Below are 25,773 nucleotides of genomic sequence, written 5' to 3'. Positions count from 1 at the left end.
AGTATATCCTGATTTTATTATTTTTAGGTCGTAAATTCCTGGCTATTAGTAAAATGAATGAAAGGGAAACCGAAAGAGAACAGTTGTCGGAAAAGCTAATTTGTTATCATTGCGGCGATGATTGCAGCGATGATTCGATTGCTATTGGAGATAAATATTTCTGTTGCAACGGGTGTAAAACCGTCTATGAAATTCTTAATTCGGCTAATCTGTGTAATTATTATAATATCGAGCCGGGAGCCGGAATCAAAAAACAAAACAAGTCGTATAGAAATTTTGAATTTTTAGACGATCCCGATCTGAAAGATAAGTTAATTGATTTCAGCGACGGCAGGATTACCACAGTTACCTTTCACATACCACAAATCCACTGCAGTTCGTGTATCTGGGTACTGGAGAACTTGAATAAGCTCGACGAAGGTGTAATTACTTCTCGTGTGAATTTTCCAAAGAAAAAATTGTTCGTCAAATATTCAGAAGGTAAAACGTCGCTCAGGAAAATTGTCGAACTTCTCGATTCCATTAACTACGAGCCGCTACTTACTCATGAAGGCAAAGAAGAAGACAAACTAAAGGAAATAAACAAAAAACTCTATTTCAAAGTAGGGATAGCAGGTTTCAGTTTTGGAAATATAATGATGCTTAGTTTTCCGGAGTATCTTTCGCTCGGCACAAACTCCGACACCGAACTTAAAACCATATTTTCTTATCTTAACCTGTTGCTTGCCTCGCCTGTTGTGTTCTACAGCTCTTCAGACTATTTTACTTCGGCTTTCAAAGGACTCAAAAATAAAATTGTCAACATCGACGTACCGATTGCACTCGGAATTATTGTTCTTTTTTTAAGAAGTCTTTATGAGATAATAACGTCAACAGGAGCAGGTTATCTCGATTCACTGGCCGGTCTGGTCTTCTTTCTTCTGATCGGAAAAGTATTTCAGAATAAAATTTATCACTCGCTCAGCTTTGAGAGAAATTATAAATCGTATTTCCCGATTTCTGTTACTATAAGAAAAAATCATAACGAAACTGCAGTACCACTCGAAAAACTAAAAGTGGGCGATAGAATGATTATTCGCAACGGCGAGATTGTGCCTGCCGATTCCATTCTGATTAAAGGAGAAGCTTATATCGATTACAGCTTTGTAACCGGCGAATCGGAGCCCGTTAAACTTAAAAACGGTGATATTATTTATGCTGGAGGAAGGCAGCAAGGTGGTACAATCGAAGCAGAATCGATTAAAGAAGTTTCTCAAAGCTATTTAACTCGATTGTGGAACGATGCAACCTTCCGTAAGAACAATGAGAGTCGCACCGAATCCCTTGTCGATTTTGTAAGTAAATATTTTACTGCGATAGTAATTTCAATTGCTATAATCACTTTTTTCTATTGGTCAACTGAAAACTACCTGATCGCTTTTAATGCTTTCACTGCGGTGTTGATTGTTGCATGCCCTTGCGCTCTGGCTCTTTCAATTCCGTTTACTTTTGGAAATGCTCTCAGAATTTTCGGTAGGAACAAATTCTATTTGAAAAGCATTTCGGTAGTGGAGACATTGTCAAAAATTACTACTGTGGTGTTCGACAAAACTGGCACAATTACGGACAATAAATTTCCGCATGTTGAATTTATCCTGGTTAAGCAAGTTGACCCAAAAGAATTAATGCCAGCGATAAAATCTCTTGTGATAAATTCTTCTCACCCTTTGAGCAGAACAATTGTGGAATACTTGAAGGGATTTAGTACGATCGATTTTTCAGAATTCAAAGAATATCCCGGAAAAGGTCTGGAAGCAAAATTAAATGGTAAATTATATAAAGTAGGTACGCCTGAATATACCGGATTCGACGCCTCATTGACGAACGATTCTTCAATCAACGTAACAGTTACTGCCAATGGAGAAGCACTCGGCTATTTCAAAATAAAAACGAAATACAGAAATAAACTCGATGAAGTAATATCGCATCTCAATTCGAGATATAAACTTTTTCTTTTGACTGGTGATACGGAAAGGGAAAAACCGAAGCTGGAAAAATATTTTATTAGTGGAAGTATACTTTTCAGACAGAGTCCATTTGACAAACTCGAATTTATCCAGAAGCTTAAAGCTAAAGGCGATATTGTAATGATGATTGGTGATGGCTTAAACGACGCCGGAGCGCTTCAAAAAAGCGACGCAGGCATTTCGATTTCAGACAGCATCAATAATTTTACGCCAGCATGCGACGCCATTCTCGATGCAGATTCTTTCAGTTTACTCCATAAATTTCTCGAATATTCGATTACAAGCAGATTCATTGTTTATGCGAGCTTTTTGGTCTCTTTTGTCTATAATGCTGTAGGTTTATATTTTGCAACTACGGGTAAACTTCAACCAGTAATTGCGGCAATACTGATGCCGTTGAGTTCTATTACAATAGTTTTGTTTACTACTGCTTCAACAACAATTTTTGCAAAAATAAAAGGCTTACTGTAATGTCAGTAATTGTTATACTCGTATTTGCCAGTTTGCTGGTTGCAGGTGGATTCTTGATAGCTTACCTCTGGGCGGTAAGGTCGGGGCAGTACGACGATACTTATACACCGTCGATTAGAATTTTATTCGACGACAAAAAAATCAACAGTGCTGAATCAAATAAACAGGAGCAATAGATGCAGGTAGAAAAATTCAGTTACGATAATCATATAGTCAGGCAATTTTCAATTGCCACAATTCTATGGGGCTTTGTGGGAATGCTTGTAGGATTGATTATTGCTATTCAACTTTACTTTCCGACAGCAAATCTCGGCATTCAGTATACTACATTCGGTAGAATACGCCCTCTTCATACAAATGCGGTAATATTTGCTTTTGTTGGCAATATGATCTTTGCAGGTGTTTATTATTCGTTACAACGACTTTGTAAAGCTCGAATGTACAGTGACTTTTTGAGCAAGTTCCATTTCTGGGGCTGGCAGCTGATTATTCTTGCAGCGGCAATAACTCTTCCGCTGGGTCTGACAACCAGCAAGGAGTATGCTGAACTCGAATGGCCCATCGATATTATGATAGCTGTAGTGTGGGTGGCATTCGGTATAAATCTGTTTGGTACAATAATTAAAAGACGAGAAGAACACATGTATGTGGCAATCTGGTTTTATATAGCCACATTTGTAACTGTAACTGTTTTGCATATCGTTAACTCGATAGAAATTCCGGTAACGTTTTTTAAAAGTTATCCCGTTTATGCTGGAGTTCAGGATGCTCTGGTTCAATGGTGGTACGGACACAATGCAGTTGCATTTTTTCTGACCACTCCGTATCTGGGTCTGATGTATTATTTTCTACCGAAAGCTGCTGAACGTCCCGTCTATTCGTATCGTCTTTCAATTCTCCATTTCTGGGCGTTAATATTTATTTACATCTGGGCTGGGCCTCATCACCTTTTATATACAGCATTGCCCGACTGGGCTCAATCGCTTGGCACTGTTTTTTCAGTTATGTTGATTGCCCCTTCGTGGGGTGGCATGTTAAACGGACTTCTCACACTTCGAGGTGCATGGGACAAAGTTCGAGAAGATCCCGTTCTTAAATTTATGGTCGTTGCTGTTACTGCATACGGTATGGCTACATTCGAAGGACCAATGCTTTCACTTAAAAATGTCAACGCTATTTCACACTACACTGATTGGACAATAGCACACGTACACGTCGGAGCACTTGGCTGGAATGGCCTTTTAACCTTTGGAATCCTTTACTGGCTAATACCCAGAATGTGGAATACAAAGCTTTACTCAAGAAAACTTGCCAATTCGCATTTCTGGATTGCTACGCTTGGAATTGTTTTCTACGTCGTGCCAATGTATTGGTCGGGTATAACTCAATCGTTAATGTGGAAACAATTTACAGAACTCGGTTTGCTTCAGTACCCAAACTTTCTCGAAACAACGCTCCAGATTATTCCAATGCACGTAATCAGATCAATTGGCGGTCTGCTTTATCTGAGCGGTGTGGTTATGATGGTTTATAATCTTGCCATGACTGCAAAGCAGGGTAAATTCATTAAGGACGAAGCTGCCGAAGCTTATCCTCTCGTTAAGTCAACAGATAAACTTAAAAGAGGAATGATACACCGCTATCTCGAAAAACGTCCGGTCAAATTTGCTTTTCTATCGACAGTTGTAATTTTGATAGGGGGACTTGTCGAAACTATTCCGACATTTATCGTAAAATCGAATATACCGACCATTTCGAGTGTTAAACCGTATTCGCCACTGGAGCTGCATGGGCGAGATATTTACATCCGCGAAGGCTGCAATGCGTGCCATTCACAAATGGTGCGTCCTTTCAGATCTGAAACCGAAAGATACGGCGAGTATTCAAAAGCCGGTGAATTTGTTTACGACCATCCGTTCTTATGGGGTTCGAAAAGAACTGGACCGGATTTACACAGAGTGGGAGGCAAATATTCCAATCTGTGGCATTATCTCCATCTGGAAGATCCAGCTCAAATGTCGCCAGGATCAATAATGCCTTCCTATAAATGGTTGATTACTCAACGAATTGATACTGCGAAAACAGCGGCCAAAATACGCGCTATGCGCTCTATAGGTGTGCCTTACCCGGAAGGTTACGAAAAATTTGCCAACGAAGATTTAATGAAACAGGCCAATGCAATTGCCGATGATCTTTTGAATAACGGAATTCCAATTGACCCTGACAACGATATAATCGCTTTGATTGCGTACTTGCAAAGACTTGGCACAGATATAAAAGTAGAAAGGAAAGGTGAATAATGATTTCTAATTATTTGAGCTCGATTGATGGAGTATCTGTCTATCCAATTATCAGTTTGATCATCTTTTTTAGCGTCTTTATAATTACGATAATAAGAACATGGAAGCTGGACAAGAACTTCATCGAAAAAATGAAAAATCTTCCGTTAAATAATTCACAAATGAAAAACAATTCAGAGATTAACAATGAGTAAGATAAAATCGATATTAACGTTTATATTGCTTTCGCCTTTGAGTTCTGTAATGGCGGCAGGCAACGAGGAAATTCTTGATAGCGTAATGAAAACAATGATAATAATTACTCTACTTGTGATTGCTTTTGTCCTCTGGCTTGCATTTGTTTATTCGGAAAAGAACGATTCTGAAGGGAAAATTTTCCTCGAACCAATCCGTTATGTGTTTGCTTTTCTAAGTAAATCTACTCCAATTGACAGGGAACAGGAAATTCTGCTGGGACACAACTACGACGGCATAAGGGAACTGGACAATCGTGTTCCGCCGTGGTTTCAAATTCTTTTCTATGGAACAATAATCTGGGCTGCGGGTTATTTAATAAGTTATCACGTAATTGGCAATGGTCAGGTGCAATTGGATGAATACAAATACGAAATTGAACAGGCAAAATTACAGCGGGAAATTTTAATCAAATCGGGTGCATTTATTAACGAGGAAACCGTTTCTTTCGTAGACGATCAGGCAGCACTTTCCGAAGGGAAAGATATATTCCTTAAAAATTGTGCAAGCTGTCACGGTCAAAACGGCGAAGGACTTATAGGACCGAATTTAACCGACGATTACTGGATTCACGGCGGTGGAATTAAAAATATTTTCAGGACCATTAAATACGGAGTTCCGCAAAAAGGAATGATAAGCTGGGAATCCCAGCTCGAACCAAAGAAGATGCAGGCTGTAGCAAGTTATATTATTACATTGCACGGAACAAATCCTCCTAATTCCAAAGCACCGGAAGGAGAATTGTGGAAGGAAAATAGTGTTGAAGGAAGCAAAGGTATATGAATAAAACTTTTGAAAATGTTAACCGAGAAACTTTCAGGGATTCGATAGCTACCGTAACAAAAGAAGGTAAAAGACGCTGGATCTATCCTAAAAAACCTTCAGGTAAATTTTATCGAGCAAGAACGATAGTAAGCATCTTTCTCCTTTTGTTTCTTGTGTCGGCTCCGTTCATTAAGATTGCAGGGCACCCGTTCATTTTGTTTAATGTGCTTGAACGTAAATTTGTAGTATTCGGCATTTATTTCGGTCCTCAGGATATCTACTTTTTTGCTCTTGCTATGATAGCATTTATTGTCTCAATTTTTCTTTTTACTGTGGTTTACGGTCGACTGTTTTGCGGATGGGTTTGTCCTCAAACTGTTTTTATGGAAATGGTGTTTAGAAAAATTGAGTACTGGCTGGAAGGCGACGCCAAAGAACAGCGCAGGCTTGATCAAATGAAGATGAATTTGCACAAGTTCAGAATAAAAGCTGCAAAGCATATTATCTTTTTTGCAATCTCTTTCGGAATATCGAATATCTTCCTGGCTTATATAATCGGTTCAGATAATTTACTAAAATATATTACACATTCACCCACACTTCATACAGGAACTTTTATAGCAGTTTTAATTTTCTCGGGGGTTTTTTATTTCATCTTCTCATATTTCAGAGAGCAAGCATGCGTGTTTGTTTGTCCATATGGCAGACTTCAGGGGGTAATGCTGGATGAAAATTCGATTGTAATTCATTATGACTTCAAAAGAGGAGAACCGCGGGGAAAACTGCGACGCGGTGAAGAGAGAATAGCAGGAGATTGTATCGATTGTAAACAGTGCGTGGAAGTATGTCCCACCGGTATCGACATAAGAGATGGAACCCAACTCGAGTGTGTCAACTGTACAGCCTGCATCGATGCCTGCGATTATGTTATGAAACGGATTGGCAAACCAAAAGGACTTATTCTTTATGCTTCTAAAAATGAAATTGAAACCGGACGAAGACCGATCTTAACACCTAAAGCAATTGGTTATACAGTCGTACTCTTGTTCTTGCTGTTCCTGATTTTTTTCCTTTTGATTAACAGAGCTGAACTCGACGTTAATATTCTCAGAACGCCCGGATTACTTTCCCAGGAACAGCCGGGAAATAAAATCAGCAACCTGTACGACATTAAAATTGTGAACAAAACCTCGAAAGAAATTACTCCCAAAATCGAAGTAGAAAATAAAGAAGCGGAAATTAAAATTATCGGTGATAACTTAATAGTAAAACCACAAAGCATTGCCGAAACAAAGTTTTTTGTAATTTTACCTAAGTCGGAAATCAAAGCAATTAAAACTCCTTTAACTGTGAATGTTTATTCTAATGATAAAATTATTAAGAAGATCACTACTTCCTTTTTAGCACGGCCGGAGAAAAAATGAAATTATCGTGGGGTACTATAATTGTCATAACTTATACTCTATTCGTTATTGGAACACTGACGATGGTTTATATTTTCATGAACCAGGACGTGAGTCTTGTTTCCGAAAATTATTATGCCGAAGAAATCAAGTATCAAAATCAAATCGATAAAAAGAAGAACAGCGCTTCTCTCGAAAAAAACATCGCCGTTTTATTGAACGATGGTTCAGTTGATATCGTATTTCCAGAATTGACGCTGCCTGAAAAAATAAAAGGTAAAATAAAATTCTATAGACCTTCTGATGAAACGAGCGATTTTACCGCCGATATTCAACTTGATTCTACGTATACTTTAAAAATCCCTTTGGATAATCTTAAACCGGGTTACTGGAAAATTATAATCGATTGGTCGGACGGGATTAAAGAATATTATCTTGAAAGAAATTTAATGATAAGCTAATGGAAATCTGGACTGGTTTATTGATCGGACTTTTCGGGAGTCTTCACTGCGTCGGAATGTGCGGACCAATTGTAATGGCAATTCCGATTGTTGGCGAAACGTGGATAAAGATCTTTTCTGGTCGTCTTCTTTACAATGCGGGTAGAATAACGACTTACACTTTGATGGGTTTGCTATTCGGCTTGTTCGGTAAACAATTGCAGTTAATAGGGCTTCAACAATATATTTCATTAATCTCTGGCGGGGTTATTTTGATTTACTTGTTTCTGCCTTCTTCAATGAAAAACAAAGTTGCACACACCAGATTATCTATAATGTTTTATGATCGACTTAAAATTTATTTCGGGAAATTAATATCGCGTAAAACAATTATTTCGCTTTATCTTATAGGGATATTAAACGGTTTATTGCCATGCGGATTTGTTTACGTAGGAATAGCCGGTGCACTTACAATGTCGACGCCTCTTGAAGGCGCAATCTATATGGCTCTTTTCGGACTGGGAACTTTTCCTGTAATGTTTATTACCGCAACCCTTGGAAATTTCATCCATATTAAATTGAGAAAAAAATTAATTCCAGCAATGGCTTTTCTGCTCGCTCTTCTTTTTATTCTGAGAGGTATGAACCTCGGCATTCCATTTTTGAGTCCGAAAATAAAAAATGTAGTTCACGTTGAAATGCATCACTGATTTCTTTTTTTTGTTATCTTTACGCTATTCATTAGAACGGTATGGATAATCAGATCTTAAATAAAGCACATATTTATGTTGAAGGACTTTTCGAGGCGTTTCGAAATACGGATAACCTTTATCACAACATCGACCATACGATCGAAGTGGTCGAGAAAGTAAAGGAGATTGGTGCTGGCGAAGGTTTGAGCGATGAAGAACTCGAAATTGTTATACTGGCTGCTTGGTTTCACGACACGGGTTATTGTATTAAATCGGTAGGACACGAGGAGGTCAGCGCAAATTATGCACGTGGATTTTTAAATGTCGAAAATTATCCCCCCGAAAAGATAAACGAAGTGGTTAAATGTATAATGGCAACGCGCGTTCCCCAAAATCCAACCACTCAACTCGAAAAGGTAATATGTGACGCCGATCTGGCTCATATAGGAAGCGACAATTTTGAGATTCGAAATAACCTCTTTCGTCAGGAATACGAAATTTATTTTGGCAAAGAACTTTCCGAAAAAGAGTGGCTCGAAAAAAGTATCGATTTCTTTTCGCAACACCGTTTCTTTACAGAATATTCGAATCGAAAATACGGCGCTCAAAAAGAAAAAAATATTGAACGAATGAAAATGCAACTAAAATTACTGGATAACGATACGAGCACAAAATGAAAAGACTTTTTCTGGTGAGACATGCTAAATCGAGCTGGAGCAATCCCGACATTTCTGACATTGACAGACCACTTAATAAAAGAGGCGAAAGAGACGCTCCATTTATGGCTCGGTTAATTAAAGAGAAAGGCGTCGTACCGGACTTAATGTTGTCCAGTCCAGCAAAAAGATCTTTTGATACCGCAATCATATTTGCTAAAACATACGGAAAAGATAAAAATGATATTATTATTGAAGATCAAATTTATGAGGCGGGAATGCGTGAACTGAGTTTGGTGGTTGAAAATATTGACGATGACTACGACTCTGTCTTCCTTTTTGGGCATAATCCCGGATTAACAAATTTTGCTAATTTGGTGGGGTCGGAATATCTCGATAATATGCCAACCTGCTCTATCGTGGGAATTGAATTTGATATTAATTCATGGAAGAATGTAGAAAGGGGTAAAGGAAATACATTTTTGTTTGAATATCCCAAAAAATACTTTTAGTAAATTGGGGTCATTCCGTATTTGCCGCATGCATACATCATTAGAATCGAAGTAATGTCGGTGACGGCTCGTTTTTCCTCGTCCATTGGAATTACAAGGTCGTAAACTTCGGCAACGAATTTCATGTTAGTTAAAATCTTTTTGAGTTCAGAATACGTCGGTTCGCCGTGCCACATTGCCACACGTTTTACGAGATGATTCTGATTCCTTCTTAGGAATTCGTTAAATGTAATAATGTTGTAACTTAGTTTTGTTCGGGGCCTACAAATGTTTATCAAATCGTTGGTGTATTGATCCCATTTGCGTGCGAGGTCTTCGTTTTTTTCATACATCAATTGAATTGCTTTTCGTGGTGTAAATTTGGCGCGTGTATGAACTTTGAATTTCGGCGCTATTGCGTATCCATCGTAACTTACTATGCCTGCTTTTTTATCGGAATATTTCCAGTTGCGCATAAGTTGCGGTGCGCTGACTACGTTTACTACTTTATCGAGCTCGCTATCGATTACAACAAATTTACCTTTTGAATAACTGACGACTGTATTCCAGTGTTCCCAATTGTTAACGCTTAAAATGCAAGGGTATCCTTTTTGAAGATTTTTTATCAGCATTTTACGTGCGTCGTCGGGATTGCTCGATTGAAAATGTTTCATCCGACAATTAAATCGGCGAGCCGCTCTTGCAAGTCCAAATTCGTCAGTACCAGCCCACCACGTGCTTCCTGCAATTATTCCGATTTGGTCCTCGTCCTTGAAAATACCGAGCATCACTAATGCATATTTCAGGGCAAAAGGACCGCATTGATATTTATTAGGTTGGGGATAAAAGCTCATTAGAGACCACTATAGTTGGATTCAAAAATAATAAAAAGTTTAGTATGCATTATAATTTTTTTATACTTTATGAATAAAAAAATCTGTTTTATGAAAGTTCTAATTGTTTATAACGAGTCAAATCCCAAAGTATACGAACAGACACCAAAAATCTCCGAAAACGACCTTAATTTCAAACCATATTTCGACCTTGAAAAATCAAATCCAATAAATGAATACGAAACTATTGCAAAAGCTTTAAGGAAGGAAGGGTACGATGCATACACTCTCAACATAATGGACAACATTCAACTTTTTTTCGACGATATTGATAAAAACAAGCCGGACGTGGTTTTCAATCTAATGGAATTATATAAAGATGTTGCAAAACAGGAAATGAATTTTGCTGGAATGCTCGAGTTGCTCGGCATACCGTATACTGGTGCGCCGCCACTTGCACTTGGAATATGTCAGAGTAAAATTCTTACAAAAAAAATCTTAAGCTCAATGGGGATTAGAACGCCCAGGTACAGCTTCATTAAATCACTAAATAAACCGTTCAGACTTAATTTGAAATATCCTCTTATTGTCAAACCTGCATTAGAAGATGCAAGCGCTGGCATTGAAGAAGAATCTGTCGTTTATAATCTCGAAGCTTTGAAAAAAAGAGTTAAATATGTATTAGAATATTTTGCTCAGCCAGCACTTGTAGAGGAGTTTATTGTTGGGCGAGAATTGAATGTAGCAGTATTTGGAGACACTGAACTTGAAGTGCTGCCAATAAGCGAAATCGATTTTTCACGATTGCCCGAAAATTTCCATCCCATTGTAAGTTTCCAGGCAAAATGGGATCCTTATCACGTTGCCTATCATAAAACGATACCTAAATGTCCTGCCCCTTTGAGCAAGAAAATTCAAAAGGAAGCCGAAGAAATCGCACTGAAAGCCGTTAAGGCTGTTGGATGCAGGGACTATGCAAGGGTTGATATGCGATTGTCCAGTGACAAAAAATTGTATGTACTGGAAGTTAATCCTAATCCTGACCTGCAGGAAGACGCCGGTTTTATGCGCTCTGCAAAAGCTGCCGGTTATTCATACAGCCTCACTCTTAAGATGATAGTCGATTTTGCTTACATGCGGAAACACAGACCTAAGGGGAATGAGGCCCCGGTTTGAATAATTCTTTCCTTAATTCAATTAATTCATATACTCTTTTCTTTTGACTCTCTGTCATCGATTGCCACTGCGCAATTTCGTCAAGTGTTCTGTAGCAACCTACACAATATTTATTCTCGTCGTCCATTCTGCAAATATTATTGCAGGGCGAGTCTATCTTCTTTTTCTTCATGGAATTAAAAATGCTATTAAATAAATAAAAGTTCCACATCGCAAAAATTTCTGTTATGAACTTGTAAATAAAACTTACCTGTATTATAGTTGCAGAAGTTAATCAAAAAAGGTAATGAAAATGAAAGTTCTGAAGTTCGGAGGTACATCCGTAGGCAATCACAGAAATATTAAAAGCGTCGCTGATATAATCGAATCTTATATTAAGGGAAAAGAAAAAATAATTGTGGTATGCTCGGCAATGTCAGGCATTACGGACGCACTTATCGATACGGCAATAAAGGCAAGCAAAAAGGACGAGTCGTACAGACAAATCTTCATTAATATTAAAGGCAAACATCTTACTACTGTAAGCAGATTAATTCCGGCCGACAAAAGAACGATAACGAACGATTATCTTAAACAAAGATTTATTGAGCTCAACGAAATTTTCAAAAGCCTTTATACCATTGGCGAATTGACTCCCAAAACTCTCGACGAAATTATGAGTTACGGAGAAAGACTTTCCTGTTTTATCATTACAGAAACTTTAAAAGCAAGAAAAATTGATGCACGATATGTAGATGCCAGAGAATTAATCAAAACCGACGAGCAGTTCGGCAATGCAAAAGTAAATTTTGAAATAACAAACGGTCTGATTAATGAATACTTCAGGAAGTTAAAAGGAGTGCCGATTGTAACGGGATTCATTGCTTCTACCTTAGAAGGAATTACAACCACACTCGGAAGAGGCGGTTCGGATTATACGGCTTCGATTATAGGAGCAGCGGTTGATGCGGATGAAATAGAAATCTGGACAGATGTAAATGGAATAATGACAGCGGATCCACGAAGAGTTCGGAATGCATTTCCTCTGAGAGCAGTTACGTACGAAGAAGCTATGGAAATGTCGCACTTCGGGGCAAAAGTTATCTATTCGCCGACGATGTTGCCTGCATTACAAAAACAAATTAAAATACGCATTAAGAATACATTCAATCCAGCTTTCAGGGGCACACTGATATTGCCGCGTGAACCGCATATTCAATTCAATATGAAAGGAATTTCTTCAATTGACGATATTCATCTCTTACAGGTCGAAGGCAGTGGCATGATCGGAATCGAGGGGATATCTTCGCGTATCTTCGGAGCTCTGGCCGCATCCAGGATTAATGTCTTGATGATCACTCAAGGCTCATCCGGCCACACAATTTGTATTGCAGTTATGCCGTCAGTCAGTAAACAGGCAAAAAAAGCAATCGAAAACGAACTTAGACTCGAGATTTATGAAAAGCAATTGAAGAAGGTGGAAGTTATTGAAAATCTTTCGATGATTGCAGTAGTCGGAGAAGACCTGCTGAATACCCCCGGTGTTTCGGGTAAAGTTCTCTTTGCACTCGGTAAAAATGGAATCAATACGATTGCGATTGCGCAGGGTTCTTCGCAGTTAAATCTCACGATGGTTATACGGAAAGAACAACTAAATAAAGCGCTAAATGTTCTTCACGATTCTCTGTTCCTTTCGGAGCAGAAGAATATTAACCTCTTTCTTGTTGGACCGGGAAAGGTAGGTTCAAAATTTATTGATCTGGTTGCAGAGCAACATGAGAATATTAAGAAGAATATGTCGGTCAATTTACTTTTTGCTGGAATAGCCGACAGTAAAAAAATGCTTTTTGAGGAGGAAGGAATTGATCTATCGAACTGGAAAACGATATTAAAAAAATCGGGACAAAAATCGAGCATCAGAAAATTTATCGACAGGATGAAAGAACTCAATCTTTCTAATTCAATTTTTGTAGACACAACTTCTGGCAATCAATTTGTTCCATTCTATAAAGAAATATTATCGTCTTCAATTTCGATTGTAACACCTAATAAAACGGCGAACTCAGCTCCTTATGAGGAATATAAAAATTTGATTAACACCGCACACAAATTCAATTCAGAATTCAGATATTCGACAACTGTAGGCGTCGGTTTGCCTACTATCGAAGTAATAAGAAATTTAATAGAGAGTGGGGATGAGATTCTTTCTATTGAAGGATTGTTTTCAAGTACTATGAATTTCATTTTGAAAGAATTTATGAATTCAGGGAAAAAGATGAGCGAAATAATTATGAATGCTATCAAACACGGATTTACAGAACCGAATCCTCAAGTAGACTTTTCAGGTGAAGACGTTGCACGAAAGTTATTGATATTAATAAGAGAAATGGGTAAAGAGTATGAACTGAAGGATATAGAAGTTGAACCGCTCTTAAATATTTCGTCGAGAGAAAAATTTTCTTTGACATTCGATAACATTAAAAAGTACAATGCTCATTTTGAAAAATTGAGGGAAGAAGCATTAAAGTCGGGTAAGGAAATAATCTATCTTGCCAGGTACGACACAAGCAAAGCCAGGGTAGGACTTGAGCTAATCGATAAGAATCATCCTTTTTATGGATTGAGTTCAAAAGAAAAGATTGTAGCTTTCAGAACGAGGTTTCATTACGAGCGTCCGTTAATAATTAAAGGTCATGGCGGAGGACCAGAGGCAGCGGCAGCGGGAATTCTTTCGGATGTTTTGAAAATTTCAAGATACAGTATTAAATAATTTTTTTCTTGACTGCTATTGAATAATAATATATCTTTGCACCCAATTAATTGTTCTTAACATTTATTGTCTTATCAAGAAAGGTCGAGGGAACAGGCCCGATGACGCCTTGGCAACCATCCCGTCTTTACGAGGGAAAGGTGCTAATTCCTGCCCCAACTTTAAAGTTGCGGGGAAGATAAGAAAGAGTTTTTAATCGAACCTCTTCCGGAATCTTCCCGAAGAGGTTTTTTTTTATCTAAAATCAGCAGGAGAAAATATGAGCAAGAAATATCGTTATGAAACTTTACAGCTGCATGCCGGTCAGTCGCCCGATAAAGCTACAAATGCGCGTGCAGTTCCTATATATCAAACCACTTCCTACCTGTTCAATAGTGCTGAACATGCAGCTAATCTCTTTGCGTTGAAAGAGTTTGGCAATATTTATACTCGAATTATGAATCCCACTACGGATGTATTCGAACAAAGGATAGCCGCCCTCGAAGGGGGAGTGGCAGCGCTTGCAACCTCTTCCGGCCAGGCTGCGGAAACACTTGCGATTACGAATATAGCGCAAGCAGGCGACAATATTGTTACGACAAGCTTTTTATACGGTGGTACTTACAATCTGTTCAAAGTTACGTTACCCCGTCTCGGCATAAATTTTAAATTCGTGAATTCCGACGAACCGGCTGAATTCGAAAAGGCAATCGACGATAAAACGAAAGCGCTCTATATTGAAACCATCGGTAATCCCCGGTTAAATGTACCCGATATCAAAGCACTTGCTGACCTGGCTCATTCATATAATATTCCATTGATAGTTGACAATACATTCGGAGCCGCTGGATATCTTTCCACCCCAATTAATCACGGTGCAGATATAGTCGTTGCTTCGGCTACAAAGTGGATCGGTGGACACGGCACTTCGATTGGCGGTGTAATTGTCGACTCAGGTAAATTTAATTGGGGCAACGGAAAATTCTCCGTCTTTACAGAACCGAGTCCCGGTTATCACGGATTAAAATTCTGGGAAGTATTTGGAAAAGACTCACCATTCGGAAATATTGCATTTATTATTAGAGCACGTGTGGAAGGATTGAGAGATTTCGGTCCATGCCTCAGTCCGTTCAATTCATTTTTGTTGCTGCAGGGTCTGGAAACTCTGTCGCTCAGAATCGAACGTCATTCTCAGAACGCATTTAAACTTGCACATTGGCTCAGGAACGATTCAAGAGTATCGTGGGTCTGGTATCCTGGATTCGAAGATAGTCCATATCACGAAAATGCAAAAAAATATCTCAACCATAATTTGTTTGGTTCAATGGTCGTCTTTGGAATTAAGGGTGGATTAGAGGCAGGAAAAAAATTCATTGATAGCGTTGAACTTTCGAGTCTGCTTGCAAATGTGGGCGACGCAAAAACACTGGTCATCCATCCGGCGTCTACTACTCATCAGCAGCTTTCAGAAGAAGAACAAAAAACCGCAGGCGTAACTAACGACATGATTCGCGTATCAGTTGGACTCGAACACATTGACGACATCATAGAAGACTTCGATCAGGCGCTATCAAAAGCCGTAAGATAAATTAGACTGGAAGGTTGCCGTCCAAGCGACGGCAGCCTCGAATTTAAAACGGAATCTGTCTATATGATTGCATTTACTAAATACATAAAACTTTACGAAAACGAGCAGCTTATTCTTCAGTCCGGCAAACAGCTAAAGAATATCAACATCGCTTATCAAACTTATGGCAAGCTCAATAAGTCGGGCGATAATGTAATCTGGATTTATCATGCACTGACGGGAAATTCTCACGCAGCAGGAATTATTACTGAAGAGGAAGTCGAAAATTCTAAGTCTCATCAATTCCTTTATAAATATAATAAAATGTTTCTCGGTAAAGCCGGCTGGTGGGACCCATTAATTGGACCTGGCAAGTTGTTCGATACAAATCGTTATTTTGTTGTATGCAGTAATTTTCTGGGCAGCTGTTACGGCACAACTGGACCAGCGGATATTAATCCTGAAACAAAGAAAAAATATGGACTGAATTTTCCGAGAGTGACAGTAAGGGATATGGTAAAGGTTCAAAAAAAACTTGCCGATCATCTTGGAATAAAAAAAATAAAAGTAGCTACAGGCGGTTCACTCGGCGGTATGCAAACTCTGGAATTGCCACTAATGTATCCTGGTTTTGTAAAAAGCATAATTCCGATAGCCACTTCAGCAGGGCATTCTGCATGGGCAATTGCATTTAACGAAGTTGCGCGCAATTCAATTACAATTGATCCCTCGTGGAATAATGGTAATTATGATGAACAACCTTATGCTGGACTTTCAAACGCGCGTAAGATTGCAATGATAAGTTACCGTTCAATGGTTTCGTTTGAAAATAAATTCGGACGCGAAAAAGTTGAGTCCACAGATGAAAAATTTCAAATACTGAGCTACCTCGATCACCAGGGCGATAAGCTCGTCAGGCGTTTCGATGCAAATACATATTTGTACATTACCTGGGCAATGGATGCTCACGACGTCGGTGAAGATAGAGGCGGAATTAAAAAAGCGCTTTCATCTGTCGATATTCCAGTACTTTGTGTGGGAATCAACACGGACGTTCTTTATCCGCCAGAAGAGCAAAAGAAAATTGCTGAGTTAATTCCACATTCTGAATATGCAGAAATCGATTCAATACATGGTCACGATTCCTTTCTTATTGAATTTGGTCAACTTGAAAAAATTATTGAAAACTTTTTGTCGAAAAATCTTTGATGTAGATTTAACTTGCTTTCACATTTTGTTTAATTCTATATCAATTATTAGAATTAATTATTCAGGTAATGTCAAACCTCCGAGAGCGTATTTATGTTAACAATCTGTTGTATTCTTTCATTTACACGAATTTATCATTTGTGATTTCCTGTCTTACAAACCAGCCCTGATTATCAAAAAAAATACTAAAGTTTCTATAATCACGATTACGAAGTGAAACAATCATCTCTATTTTCATAAGCTTCTGAAGAAATACCAGAGGATAACGAGTCTTTATCCTCAACTCCAGGTTGAATATGCGAGAAAGGTAAAGAGGATTATAACTTCGTAATTTCATCTTTGGTTATAACTCTAAAGTGTTTTATTTTTTGATAACGTTAAACATAAAATTGGGTGTTATGATGAAAAAACATTTTTATAGTATGTTTATACTTATTTTCTTCTTAGCATTTATATTTAATCTGCAGGCGCAGATTGACCCGGATACCGTAAAATCTCAGAAATTCGACACAGGAAAGATGTGGTCGTTCGACTATCCTCCTGTTGAATATTTCAAAGAAGCATACGGACTCGAAACAGATGAAGAATGGTTTGAAGACGTTAGACTTTCTGCGTTGAGATTGCCGGGTTGTACGGCATCATTTGTATCGGCTGACGGTTTAATAATGACAAATCATCATTGTGCGCGCAGTGTGCTCGAAGAATTATCTACAAAAGAAAATGATTTAATAGCCGACGGCTTTTTTGCCGAGAAGCTCGAAGACGAAATTAAAATTCCAAATTATTATGCGGACCAGTTGGTATTTATTAAAGATGTAACGGAAGAAGTTCAAACAGCAGCAGAAACAGGTACTACTCCCGACGAAAAAGCAAAGAGCAAAGAGGATAAAATCAAAGAATTGACAGAAAACCTCGAAAAAGAAACTGGTTTGAGAGCTCAGGTAGTATCGTTATTTAACGGCGCAAAATATTCCCTTTATGGTTATAAACGTTATGACGATGTCCGTCTTGTATTTGCTCCCGAAATGCAAATTGCATATTTCGGAGGCGACTTCGACAATTTTACATATCCTCGTTATAATCTCGATTTTACACTCTATCGGGCATACGAAAACGGCAAACCAGTTCAACCAGAGCATTTTTTCAAATTCACACTTAACGGTATAGAACCGAACGAACCGATTTTTACGGTTGGTAATCCTGGCTCGACACAGCGACTCAAAACTGTGGCTCAACTCGAATACATTCGCGATGTTGTCTATAAAGGTTATGCGTTCATTTATGATACATACTACAACGAACTCGAAAAATTGAAAACAATTGCTCCAGAAAGAGCTGACGAATTTGAAGACATACGAGTTAACATTGGCAACTCTCAGAAAGTTATCACTACAATCTATAAAGGGCTATGTGACCCGTATTTAATGGCGCGCAAAAAGGATTTCCAGAGAAAGCTTCAAGAAGCTGTATGGAATAATCCCGAACTGAAAGAAAAATATGGAACTATCTGGGAGAACATCGAAAAAACACAAACAGAAATGCGTCAGTATGGACCCAAAATTATGGCTTTCACAATTAACCGTCGTTTTACTCCACAGTATTTTTCAATAGCACAAAAGCTGATTGATTTCGCCAAAGAACTTCAGAAACCAGAAGAAGAAAGACTGCCTGATTATAAAAGTGACAAGCTCGATTCGACTATACAAAGTATATATCCTGAAGAATTGGATAAATTGATCGAGGATACAAAACTTTCAGTATGGGCTGATTTTATGAGAATGCATTTGGGGGATGAGGATAATTATGTCCGCAGTCTTTTCGGAAACAACAAAGGCAAAGATGCCGCAGAATATTTATTGAAGAATTCGATTATTGATGAAAGGGATAAAGTTTTAAAACTTGCTGAAGAAGGCGCCGATGCAATACTTAATTCGAGTGATCCGCTCATCGCGTTTATTAAGGAAAGTCAGGAACAATTGAAAGAATTGAGAGAAAAAGCAGAGGAAATTTCGCACACAACCGAAATATACGATGACATGCTCGGGCAGGTTATCTTCAAAATTTATAGCACTTCGATTCCGCCGGATGCAAACTTTACACTCAGAATTAGCGACGGCAAACTTGCAAGTTTCGATTACAATGGCACAAAGGCACCCGTCTTTACAACATTCTATGGATTGTACGACAGATGGTATTCTTTCAACAAAGAATATCCGTGGAACTTGCATGAAATTTGGACGCATCTACCCGATGACTTCAATTTATCGACTCCATTTAATTTCATTTCCACAAATGATATTGTAGGCGGAAATTCAGGCAGCGCCATTATCAACAAAAACAAAGAAGTTGTCGGTCTAGCTTTCGATGGTAATATGGATAGTATTGTAGGAAACTTCATTTATATGCCGCACAATAACAGATGTGTTGCAGTTGACGTAAGAGCCATTGTTCATTCAATTGAAAAAGTTTATAAAGCCAAAAGAATTGCAGATGAATTGAAAGCCGGTAAAATAATAGACTAATTAAATATATTTATCCGTCCACTGCCCGGGGTAAAAACTTCGGGCAGTTTTATTTTAAAACTCTTTCAAGGTATGTCATGAAAACAAAAATTAGTATTATTTTATTTTTTGTTTTAGCAACTACACTAAAACCGCAGTCAATATATGAACCCGTTGATTTGAATAAAATTGAATCCTCGCTTGAGGAAATGGGCAAGATGTGGACATTCGACGCTATACCGTTAGATTATTTTGAATCGGAATACGGATTTAAACCCACCAAAGAATGGATAGAAGATGTAATGAAGTCAGCGCTACAATTTGGCAACGGCTGCTCGGGTGCCTTTGTATCATCTGAAGGACTTATAATGACAAATCATCACTGTGCGCGGGAATATTTGACGGGGCTTTCACCCGAAGGGAAGGATTATTTACGCGATGGATATTACGCCGAAAATCTCCAGGACGAATTGAAAATGGAAGGATTGTTCGTAGACCAGTTGATTGCGATTTATAATGTTACGGAGGAAATTATTGATGCAATGAAAGAAGGCAAAAACGACAGCCTCAAAATCGAACTTAAAAAAAATAAAATTGCCGAACTCGAAAAACAATACTCAGATAAAACTGGTCTTATCTGTAAAGTTGTAGAACTTTATCACGGCGGGAAATATTCTCTCTATGCTTACAAAAGATATAAAGACATTCGTCTTGTAATGTCTCCCGATTTCCAGATCGCTTCGACTGGCTGGGACTGGGATAATTTCACATATCCGCGTTACGAACTCGATTTTATGTTTTTGAGAGCATATGAAAATAACAAACCTGTCAAAACGGACAACTTTTTTAGGTTTAGTAAAAAAGGTGCCGAAGAAAACGAACCCGTTTTTATAATAGGAAGACCAGGCAGTACAAGGCGTTTATTACCTGTGTCGCGACTCAGATTTCTGAGGGATAAAGTTTATCCGTACTATCTGCTGATGTTTAATGAAGTTTACAAAGTTTATTACGAACTATTTGAAACGAGAAAAGAAGAACGCTCGTATCTGTTGAATGCGGTTATGAGCTGGGGTAACGCTCGTAAATCATACGCTGGCAGACTCATGGCTCTCAAAGATCCTTTAATTATGAAAAAGAAAGAAGACTTCGAAAAGAAATTCAGAAATACCGTTTTGAATAATCCAGCACTCAATAAAAATTTCGGTCATCTCTGGGAAGCAATCGAAAAACTTACAAACGAGCAAGCGAAATATGCCGATGAACTTGCAGCTTTTACCATTTATTCTTTCTTGAAGCCAGTTTATTTTGACATTGCAGAGAAAGTTATTTTTTATACAGAACAAATGAGGTTACCGGAAAAAGAAAGATTGCCTGAATATAGAAAAGATAAATTGAAACAAACCATTGAAAATATTTTTCCCCAGAATATCGATACGATTTTCCAGAAGAAGTTAGTGAGGGCGCATATCAATTACGTAGTCGGCATTCTCGGAGACGACCATCAATTAACACAAAAAATTTATCAAGGTAAATCAGGCGACGAAGCTCTTGAAATCGTTATGTCGTCAACTTATTTCAAAAATAAATCTACATTCGAGAAACTTGTTTCATTAACACCAGATGCAATTCTTTCCTCGAACGATCCATTTATCTCATTCTTGATTGATACACGTGAAAAACTTAACTCATTAAGAAAGAAAGTAAATGAAATCGACAATTCTCTGGAAATATTACTTGGTCAATTAGGCAGGGTAGCATACGAAATTTATGGCGACCGTATTCCGCCGGATGCAACTCTAACTATTAGAATTACAGACGGAAGAATAAAAGGATATGAATACAACGGAACGATTGCTCCTCCTAAAACCACATTCTATGGCATTTACGACAGATGGAATTCGTTCGGCAGAAAAGATTATCCCTGGGGCCTGCACGAAAGGTGGCGCACAATTCCAGACAGTCTGAACCTGGCTGTCCCTGTGGGATTTGCATCTACAAATGATATCGTAGGTGGAAACTCAGGTAGTTCGGTTATCAACATTAACAAAGAAGTAGTAGGTCTTGTACACGACGGTAATCTCGAAAGTCTTGCTGGTGATTTCATTTTCCTCGAAACAAACAACAGAGCTGTGGCAACTGATGCCCTCGGTTTAATGGAATCTCTCAAATATGTATTTAAAACTAAAAGACTGATTAATGAACTGGAAACGGGAAAAGCTAAGTAACAATTAAAAGTTAAGAAGCTTATGTCTGATGGTCCAGAGGAAAGTTTTACTTAAAGCAAAATAAATATGTTTACATAAGCTAAGCATGTAAAAATAAAGTCTGATCTGCACCTGATTTTGTAAACGAGCAAAATGAGTAAACCAAATTTAAATATGAAATTATTACTGATGTTAAATTGTACCTGATATGGATCAATTATCGGTCGATTTTTTCCATGAATCTAAAATCGATATACATGAATTTAATCTGCAATTTAGACTGATATTTTGAGGTGAAATTAGAGACAGGAATGAAGGGTAATAATCCTATTTATGTTAAGGGCTATTATTAACTAAACGGTCTGTACCTATATAAAGATGTCCTTCGAAATTGAAGGATAAATATTTCGTTCTTCTTTTGTGCCGCCACAGGAACAGCACCTGTTTATGTAAAAAATTGTTGGTACTTCGCCATCGTAAACCGGGATAAGATTAACGATCGAATAACAATGTCTGCACTGGATTATATGGTGAGTGGTGGTTTTACTGTTGCAATCGGGACACATAAATCCGAGCGTGTTGGCTTCTTCAATCGATTCAGTAGAAAAGATTCTACGACAGCCTGAATTGTTACATACAATTAATTTCAATCAGCTATTTCCGAAAAATGTTTTTAATTACTGAATTAAATATATCTTAAATAGTTTCAAGCTTCTATGCCAAAATTTATACACAGGATAAAGATGAAATAAAAGAATAGTTTGAGAAATTTATTGTTCCATTTCCTTGCGGCTTTTTATAATTTAATGAAGTGAAAAAGCAAAAGTGGGGTGGTCATGAAAATTGTAACAAAAGTAATATTAATCTTGACTATTGTGGCTGTATCCGTTTCTGCGCAGAAACGGGCTATGACAGTTGAAGATTTATGGTCGATGAAACGAATTGGCAGTTTTGACCTTTCGCCCGATGGCTCAACTATTGCGTTCGATGTAACTACTTATGATATTGATCAAAACAAAGGAAATACTGATATATACTTGATAAATTCTGACGGCACCAACTTGCGTCCTCTTAAGGTCACATCAGATAACGAGAGCAACCCGAAATTTTCGCCCGACGGAAATTCCATTGCTTACGAATATAAAGGACAGATATGGATATGCGATTTAAACGGAGCAAACGAAAGGCAACTGACGGATATTTATACTGGTGCTTCCGGTATGATCTGGTCAAAAGACGGCAGGAAAATTTTATTTGTTTCGGAAGTTAATCCTGATTGCCCTGACCAGAACTGTAACGAACAAAGAGATAAGGAAAAGGAGGCAAGCAAAGTAAAAGCACGAATAATAACCGAATTAATGTTCCGTTCGTGGAATCGATGGCGTGATGAAAAAAGGAGTCATCTCTTTTTATATGACCTCGACAAAAACGAATATTATGACTTGATACAGGGCAGCAAATCCGACGTGCCCCCCGTCGATCTTGGAAGCGTTCAGGATTATACGTTTTCGCCAGACGGCAAAGAAGTCGCATTTGTAATGAATACGGATAAAATGCCGGCAATCAGCACGAACAACGACGTTTTTGTAATCAATGTCGAAGACGTGAAAAAAGGAACTCCGGCGCCGTATAAAAAAATATCCGTCAGTCAGGGAAACGATAATCAACCGGTCTATTCGCCGGACGGAAAATTTATCGCTTTCAGATCGATGAAACGCGCCGGTTTCGAAGCCGACAAACAAAACATAATGATTTATAACAGAGCCTCGGGTTCGTTGACCAATATTACCGAAAAGATCGATCTTTCAGCGGGGCAGATTGTCTGGTCGCCCGACGGAAAATATATCTATTTCGACGCCGCCAACGAAATTTACAATTCTATTTATCGTGTTAACGTTTCGAACGGAAATCTTTTGATGTTCGTAAAAGACGGCGTTAACAATTCGATGATAATTTCGAAAGACGGAGAAGAAATTTTCTTCAAACGCCAGAAAACCACAATGCCCTACGAAATATTCGCGCTTAAAACCAACGGCGGCGGCATAAGAAAAATAACCGATATCAACGGCGAATTGCTCGCCGGCATCGAGTTCAACGAGCCGGAGACTTTCCGGAGCGAGGGAGCCGAAGGCGCTAAAGTACAATCGATTTTAATAAAGCCGCCTTTCTTCGACCCGAATAAAAAATATCCTATGTTGTTTTTAATACACGGCGGACCGCAGGGGCATTGGTCGGACGATTTTCATTATCGCTGGAATCTACAGATGTTCGCCGCCGGAGGTTATGTGGTTGTAGCGCCGAATCCGAGAGGCAGCACGGGATACGGACAAAAATTCGTCGATGAAATTTCAGGCGACTGGGGCGGCAAAGTTTATATCGATTTGATGAACGCTTATGATTATGCGCTCGATAATTATAAATTCATCGACTATAAAAATACATTCGCGGCGGGAGCTTCGTACGGCGGTTATATGATTAACTGGATTCTCGGGCATACGGACAGATTCAACGCGCTTGTTTGTCACGCCGGAGTTTTCAACCTGGAAAGCATGTACGGGACGACCGAAGAGCTGTGGTTCCCCGAATGGGAATTCAAAGGAACGCCGTGGACGAACAGACCGTTATACGAACTCTGGTCGCCGCACAGATATGCCGATAATTTTAAAACTCCCACGCTCGTAATCCACGGAGCAAACGATTTCCGCGTGCCGGAAGGACAGGCGTTCGAACTATTTACAACTCTGCAAAGGAAAGGCGTACCGAGCAAATTTCTCTATTTCCCGGATGAATATCATTTTGTCACAAAACCGCAAAATGCATTATTATGGTGGAAAACAATCTTTGAATGGCTCGACGAATATAAAAAATAAGGAGGGAATAAAATGAGTTATGAAATTGACGATATAACAAAGGAATTCGATACGCCGGAAAAAGTAACGGAAGGCGAAAAAGTTGTTGAAGAAAAATTGTGGGAAAAACTGGAGCGCGTCGGCAGGAAAATTAGTTTTGCAAAAGACATTAAAGCGCTGTACAAATACATAACCGATCCGAACGTTTCGTGGCACAGGAAGTCGATCGTGGTGGGAGCGTTGATCTATTTCATCTCGCCCATCGATACGGTTCCCGACCTGGCACCGTTGATCGGCTATCTCGACGACTTAGGAGTAATAACAGCCGTGTTAAAATTTTTGGGACACGAGTTGATGAGTTATTATGAATAAAAGTTATTAAAAAGGCGCATGTTATAAATCATAACCGGCATTCTGCGGGATTCGGCGTTATTGAGCGGGCGTGTTATATAATCCGGCATAGCATAGTTCCGGGGGAATCCTGATTTAATCTGGACGACGGAAGAATCTTTAAGTAAAAAATGATGAATTGCGCCGTTAAAGAGGGACTCGTCAGTTATCGTAAAAAAAATTTAAAGTAGAAAATTTTTTTCTTGACATACCCCCCCCCATTTAATATTTTTATATCAAAGGAAAGGTTATTTTAATATTTTAATATTAGAGGGCCAAAATGACTTTTCTCGAGGGCTTGAAAATCAGAAGACATCCATTAATTAATAAGTTTGAACGAATAAATTATTACAGGTGTGAGGTCTGTTTTTGCTCATTAACCTTTTACTTTAGTTTAATAATAAAATCCATGTTATTAATCAAATAAGGAGGATGGTTTATGAATGTTTAATTGCGGCTGGTAAACCGTATACCGTAACTTAAATGTATATTCCACTTGACTTAAAGTGAGAGCAAAATGAAGTTACATGTCCGTCAGGAATTTTTAGTGGAGTTATTATGAAAACGATAAGTATTATGCTATTACTTTTTCTAAGTAAAATCTGCATTGCTCAGATCAATATTGAATATTTAAATGATGTACCGGCAGAATTCAAAGAAAAGTATTATAGCCAAAAACGTAATTACAATCCGTTGCAGGTTGGAAATGTTTGGCAGTATTATGCTCCTGAAGACAAGAGTTATATAACAACGTGTGTAGTGAAGGATAGCATAATTAATGGAAACCTCTGAAAAATTATCCAGAATTTAAAAACTTTTTAATGAAAAGCGTTGTAAGAGAATAAACAAAAAAGAGGA

At 38.3% G+C, this 25,773-nt stretch carries 22 protein-coding genes and 1 riboswitch; of the genes, 19 read left to right on the top strand and 3 right to left on the bottom strand.

Translation table 11 applies throughout. The features are described 5' to 3' along the window. Positions 1 to 53 precede the first annotated feature (53 nt). Genes ACSSV9_RS05160 through ACSSV9_RS05115 form a run of 10 tightly spaced genes read left to right on the top strand, consistent with a single transcriptional unit; the run spans position 54 to position 9,479 of the window. Entirely contained in the window at positions 54 to 2,477 is a 2,424-nt protein-coding gene (locus tag ACSSV9_RS05160) for a heavy metal translocating P-type ATPase (protein WP_437346172.1), read from the top strand. After that, positions 2,477 to 2,653: a cbb3-type cytochrome oxidase assembly protein CcoS gene (ccoS, locus tag ACSSV9_RS05155; protein ID WP_437346171.1), complete on the top strand. Its 177-nt coding sequence runs from the start codon at positions 2,477 to 2,479 to the stop codon at positions 2,651 to 2,653. The genes ACSSV9_RS05160 and ccoS overlap by 1 nt, the downstream gene beginning before the upstream one ends. Beyond that, the gene (gene ccoN / locus ACSSV9_RS05150; protein WP_437346170.1) at positions 2,654 to 4,777 is read left to right on the top strand and encodes a cytochrome-c oxidase, cbb3-type subunit I; all 2,124 of its coding nucleotides are present in this window, start codon (positions 2,654 to 2,656) and stop codon (positions 4,775 to 4,777) included. After that, positions 4,777 to 4,971 (top strand): cbb3-type cytochrome c oxidase subunit 3, encoded by a 195-nt coding sequence (locus tag ACSSV9_RS05145; RefSeq protein ID WP_437346169.1) that lies wholly within the window; start codon positions 4,777 to 4,779, stop codon positions 4,969 to 4,971. Before ccoN ends, ACSSV9_RS05145 begins: the two co-directional genes overlap by 1 nt. Further along, on the top strand, positions 4,964 to 5,794 hold the full coding sequence (locus ACSSV9_RS05140; RefSeq protein WP_437346168.1) for a cbb3-type cytochrome c oxidase N-terminal domain-containing protein: 831 nt from the start codon (positions 4,964 to 4,966) through the stop codon (positions 5,792 to 5,794). Before ACSSV9_RS05145 ends, ACSSV9_RS05140 begins: the two co-directional genes overlap by 8 nt. Further along, positions 5,791 to 7,200 carry a cytochrome c oxidase accessory protein CcoG gene (gene ccoG / locus ACSSV9_RS05135; protein WP_437346167.1) on the top strand — a complete coding sequence of 470 codons (1,410 nt, stop codon included), beginning with the start codon at positions 5,791 to 5,793 and terminating at the stop codon, positions 7,198 to 7,200. The genes ACSSV9_RS05140 and ccoG overlap by 4 nt, the downstream gene beginning before the upstream one ends. Beyond that, positions 7,197 to 7,640, top strand: coding sequence for a FixH family protein (locus ACSSV9_RS05130; protein WP_437346166.1), 444 nt, complete (start codon positions 7,197 to 7,199; stop codon positions 7,638 to 7,640). The genes ccoG and ACSSV9_RS05130 overlap by 4 nt, the downstream gene beginning before the upstream one ends. Then, on the top strand, positions 7,640 to 8,329 hold the full coding sequence (locus tag ACSSV9_RS05125; protein ID WP_437346165.1) for a sulfite exporter TauE/SafE family protein: 690 nt from the start codon (positions 7,640 to 7,642) through the stop codon (positions 8,327 to 8,329). The genes ACSSV9_RS05130 and ACSSV9_RS05125 overlap by 1 nt, the downstream gene beginning before the upstream one ends. Before the next feature lie 41 nt (positions 8,330 to 8,370). Then, a complete protein-coding gene (locus ACSSV9_RS05120) occupies positions 8,371 to 8,988 on the top strand; it encodes an HD domain-containing protein (RefSeq protein WP_437346164.1) in 618 nt (205 codons plus the stop codon). Continuing rightward, positions 8,985 to 9,479: a SixA phosphatase family protein gene (locus tag ACSSV9_RS05115; RefSeq protein WP_437346163.1), complete on the top strand. Its 495-nt coding sequence runs from the start codon at positions 8,985 to 8,987 to the stop codon at positions 9,477 to 9,479. The genes ACSSV9_RS05120 and ACSSV9_RS05115 overlap by 4 nt, the downstream gene beginning before the upstream one ends. Here the strand turns inward: ACSSV9_RS05115 and ACSSV9_RS05110 are convergent. Beyond that, positions 9,476 to 10,312, bottom strand: a complete 837-nt coding sequence (locus ACSSV9_RS05110; protein WP_437346162.1) for a cysteine peptidase family C39 domain-containing protein — start codon at positions 10,310 to 10,312, stop codon at positions 9,476 to 9,478. The genes ACSSV9_RS05115 and ACSSV9_RS05110 overlap by 4 nt on opposite strands. Before the next feature lie 90 nt (positions 10,313 to 10,402). Between ACSSV9_RS05110 and ACSSV9_RS05105 the strand changes: the two genes are divergently transcribed. After that, positions 10,403 to 11,467 carry a D-alanine--D-alanine ligase family protein gene (locus ACSSV9_RS05105; RefSeq protein WP_437346161.1) on the top strand — a complete coding sequence of 355 codons (1,065 nt, stop codon included), beginning with the start codon at positions 10,403 to 10,405 and terminating at the stop codon, positions 11,465 to 11,467. Here ACSSV9_RS05105 and ACSSV9_RS05100 read toward each other — a convergent pair. Then, on the bottom strand, positions 11,442 to 11,639 hold the full coding sequence (locus ACSSV9_RS05100) for a DUF1289 domain-containing protein (protein ID WP_437346160.1): 198 nt from the start codon (positions 11,637 to 11,639) through the stop codon (positions 11,442 to 11,444). The two genes, ACSSV9_RS05105 and ACSSV9_RS05100, sit on opposite strands and share 26 nt — an antisense overlap. 120 nt (positions 11,640 to 11,759) lie before the next feature. Here ACSSV9_RS05100 and thrA point away from each other — a divergent pair, with 120 nt between their 5' ends. The 5 genes from thrA to ACSSV9_RS05075 all read left to right on the top strand — a co-directional run bounded on the left by thrA (position 11,760) and on the right by ACSSV9_RS05075 (position 21,697). Continuing rightward, complete coding sequence (gene thrA, locus ACSSV9_RS05095; RefSeq protein ID WP_437346159.1) at positions 11,760 to 14,216, top strand: bifunctional aspartate kinase/homoserine dehydrogenase I; 2,457 nt, start codon at positions 11,760 to 11,762, stop codon at positions 14,214 to 14,216. A 68-nt stretch (positions 14,217 to 14,284) separates the two neighbouring features. Continuing rightward, positions 14,285 to 14,401: riboswitch (SAM riboswitch) on the top strand. 74 nt (positions 14,402 to 14,475) lie between these two features. Continuing rightward, positions 14,476 to 15,783, top strand: a complete 1,308-nt coding sequence (locus tag ACSSV9_RS05090) for an O-acetylhomoserine aminocarboxypropyltransferase/cysteine synthase family protein (protein ID WP_437346158.1) — start codon at positions 14,476 to 14,478, stop codon at positions 15,781 to 15,783. 63 nt (positions 15,784 to 15,846) lie between these two features. Next, positions 15,847 to 16,971 (top strand): homoserine O-acetyltransferase MetX, encoded by a 1,125-nt coding sequence (gene metX / locus ACSSV9_RS05085; protein ID WP_437346157.1) that lies wholly within the window; start codon positions 15,847 to 15,849, stop codon positions 16,969 to 16,971. A 401-nt stretch (positions 16,972 to 17,372) separates the two neighbouring features. Next, on the top strand, positions 17,373 to 19,493 hold the full coding sequence (locus ACSSV9_RS05080) for a S46 family peptidase (protein WP_437346156.1): 2,121 nt from the start codon (positions 17,373 to 17,375) through the stop codon (positions 19,491 to 19,493). A gap of 77 nt (positions 19,494 to 19,570) precedes the next feature. Next, a complete protein-coding gene (locus ACSSV9_RS05075; RefSeq protein WP_437346155.1) occupies positions 19,571 to 21,697 on the top strand; it encodes a S46 family peptidase in 2,127 nt (708 codons plus the stop codon). A gap of 347 nt (positions 21,698 to 22,044) precedes the next feature. Here the strand turns inward: ACSSV9_RS05075 and ACSSV9_RS05070 are convergent, their stop codons facing one another. Next, complete coding sequence (locus tag ACSSV9_RS05070) at positions 22,045 to 22,326, bottom strand: hypothetical protein (protein WP_437346154.1); 282 nt, start codon at positions 22,324 to 22,326, stop codon at positions 22,045 to 22,047. A gap of 186 nt (positions 22,327 to 22,512) precedes the next feature. On the opposite strand from ACSSV9_RS05070, the gene ACSSV9_RS05065 reads away from it, so the two are divergent. The 3 genes from ACSSV9_RS05065 (at position 22,513) to ACSSV9_RS05055 (ending at position 25,707) form a co-directional block, all read left to right on the top strand. Then, positions 22,513 to 24,546 carry an alpha/beta hydrolase family protein gene (locus tag ACSSV9_RS05065; RefSeq protein WP_437346153.1) on the top strand — a complete coding sequence of 678 codons (2,034 nt, stop codon included), beginning with the start codon at positions 22,513 to 22,515 and terminating at the stop codon, positions 24,544 to 24,546. 12 nt (positions 24,547 to 24,558) lie between these two features. After that, positions 24,559 to 24,897 carry a YkvA family protein gene (locus ACSSV9_RS05060; protein ID WP_437346152.1) on the top strand — a complete coding sequence of 113 codons (339 nt, stop codon included), beginning with the start codon at positions 24,559 to 24,561 and terminating at the stop codon, positions 24,895 to 24,897. A gap of 576 nt (positions 24,898 to 25,473) precedes the next feature. Continuing rightward, the gene (locus ACSSV9_RS05055; protein WP_437346151.1) at positions 25,474 to 25,707 is read left to right on the top strand and encodes a hypothetical protein; all 234 of its coding nucleotides are present in this window, start codon (positions 25,474 to 25,476) and stop codon (positions 25,705 to 25,707) included. Positions 25,708 to 25,773: the final 66 nt, after the last annotated feature.

The sequence above is a fragment of the Melioribacter sulfuriphilus genome (assembly GCF_051488685.1).
GTDB lineage: Bacteria > Bacteroidota > Ignavibacteria > Ignavibacteriales > Melioribacteraceae > Melioribacter.
This window is presented reverse-complemented; position numbering and strand designations above follow the sequence as displayed.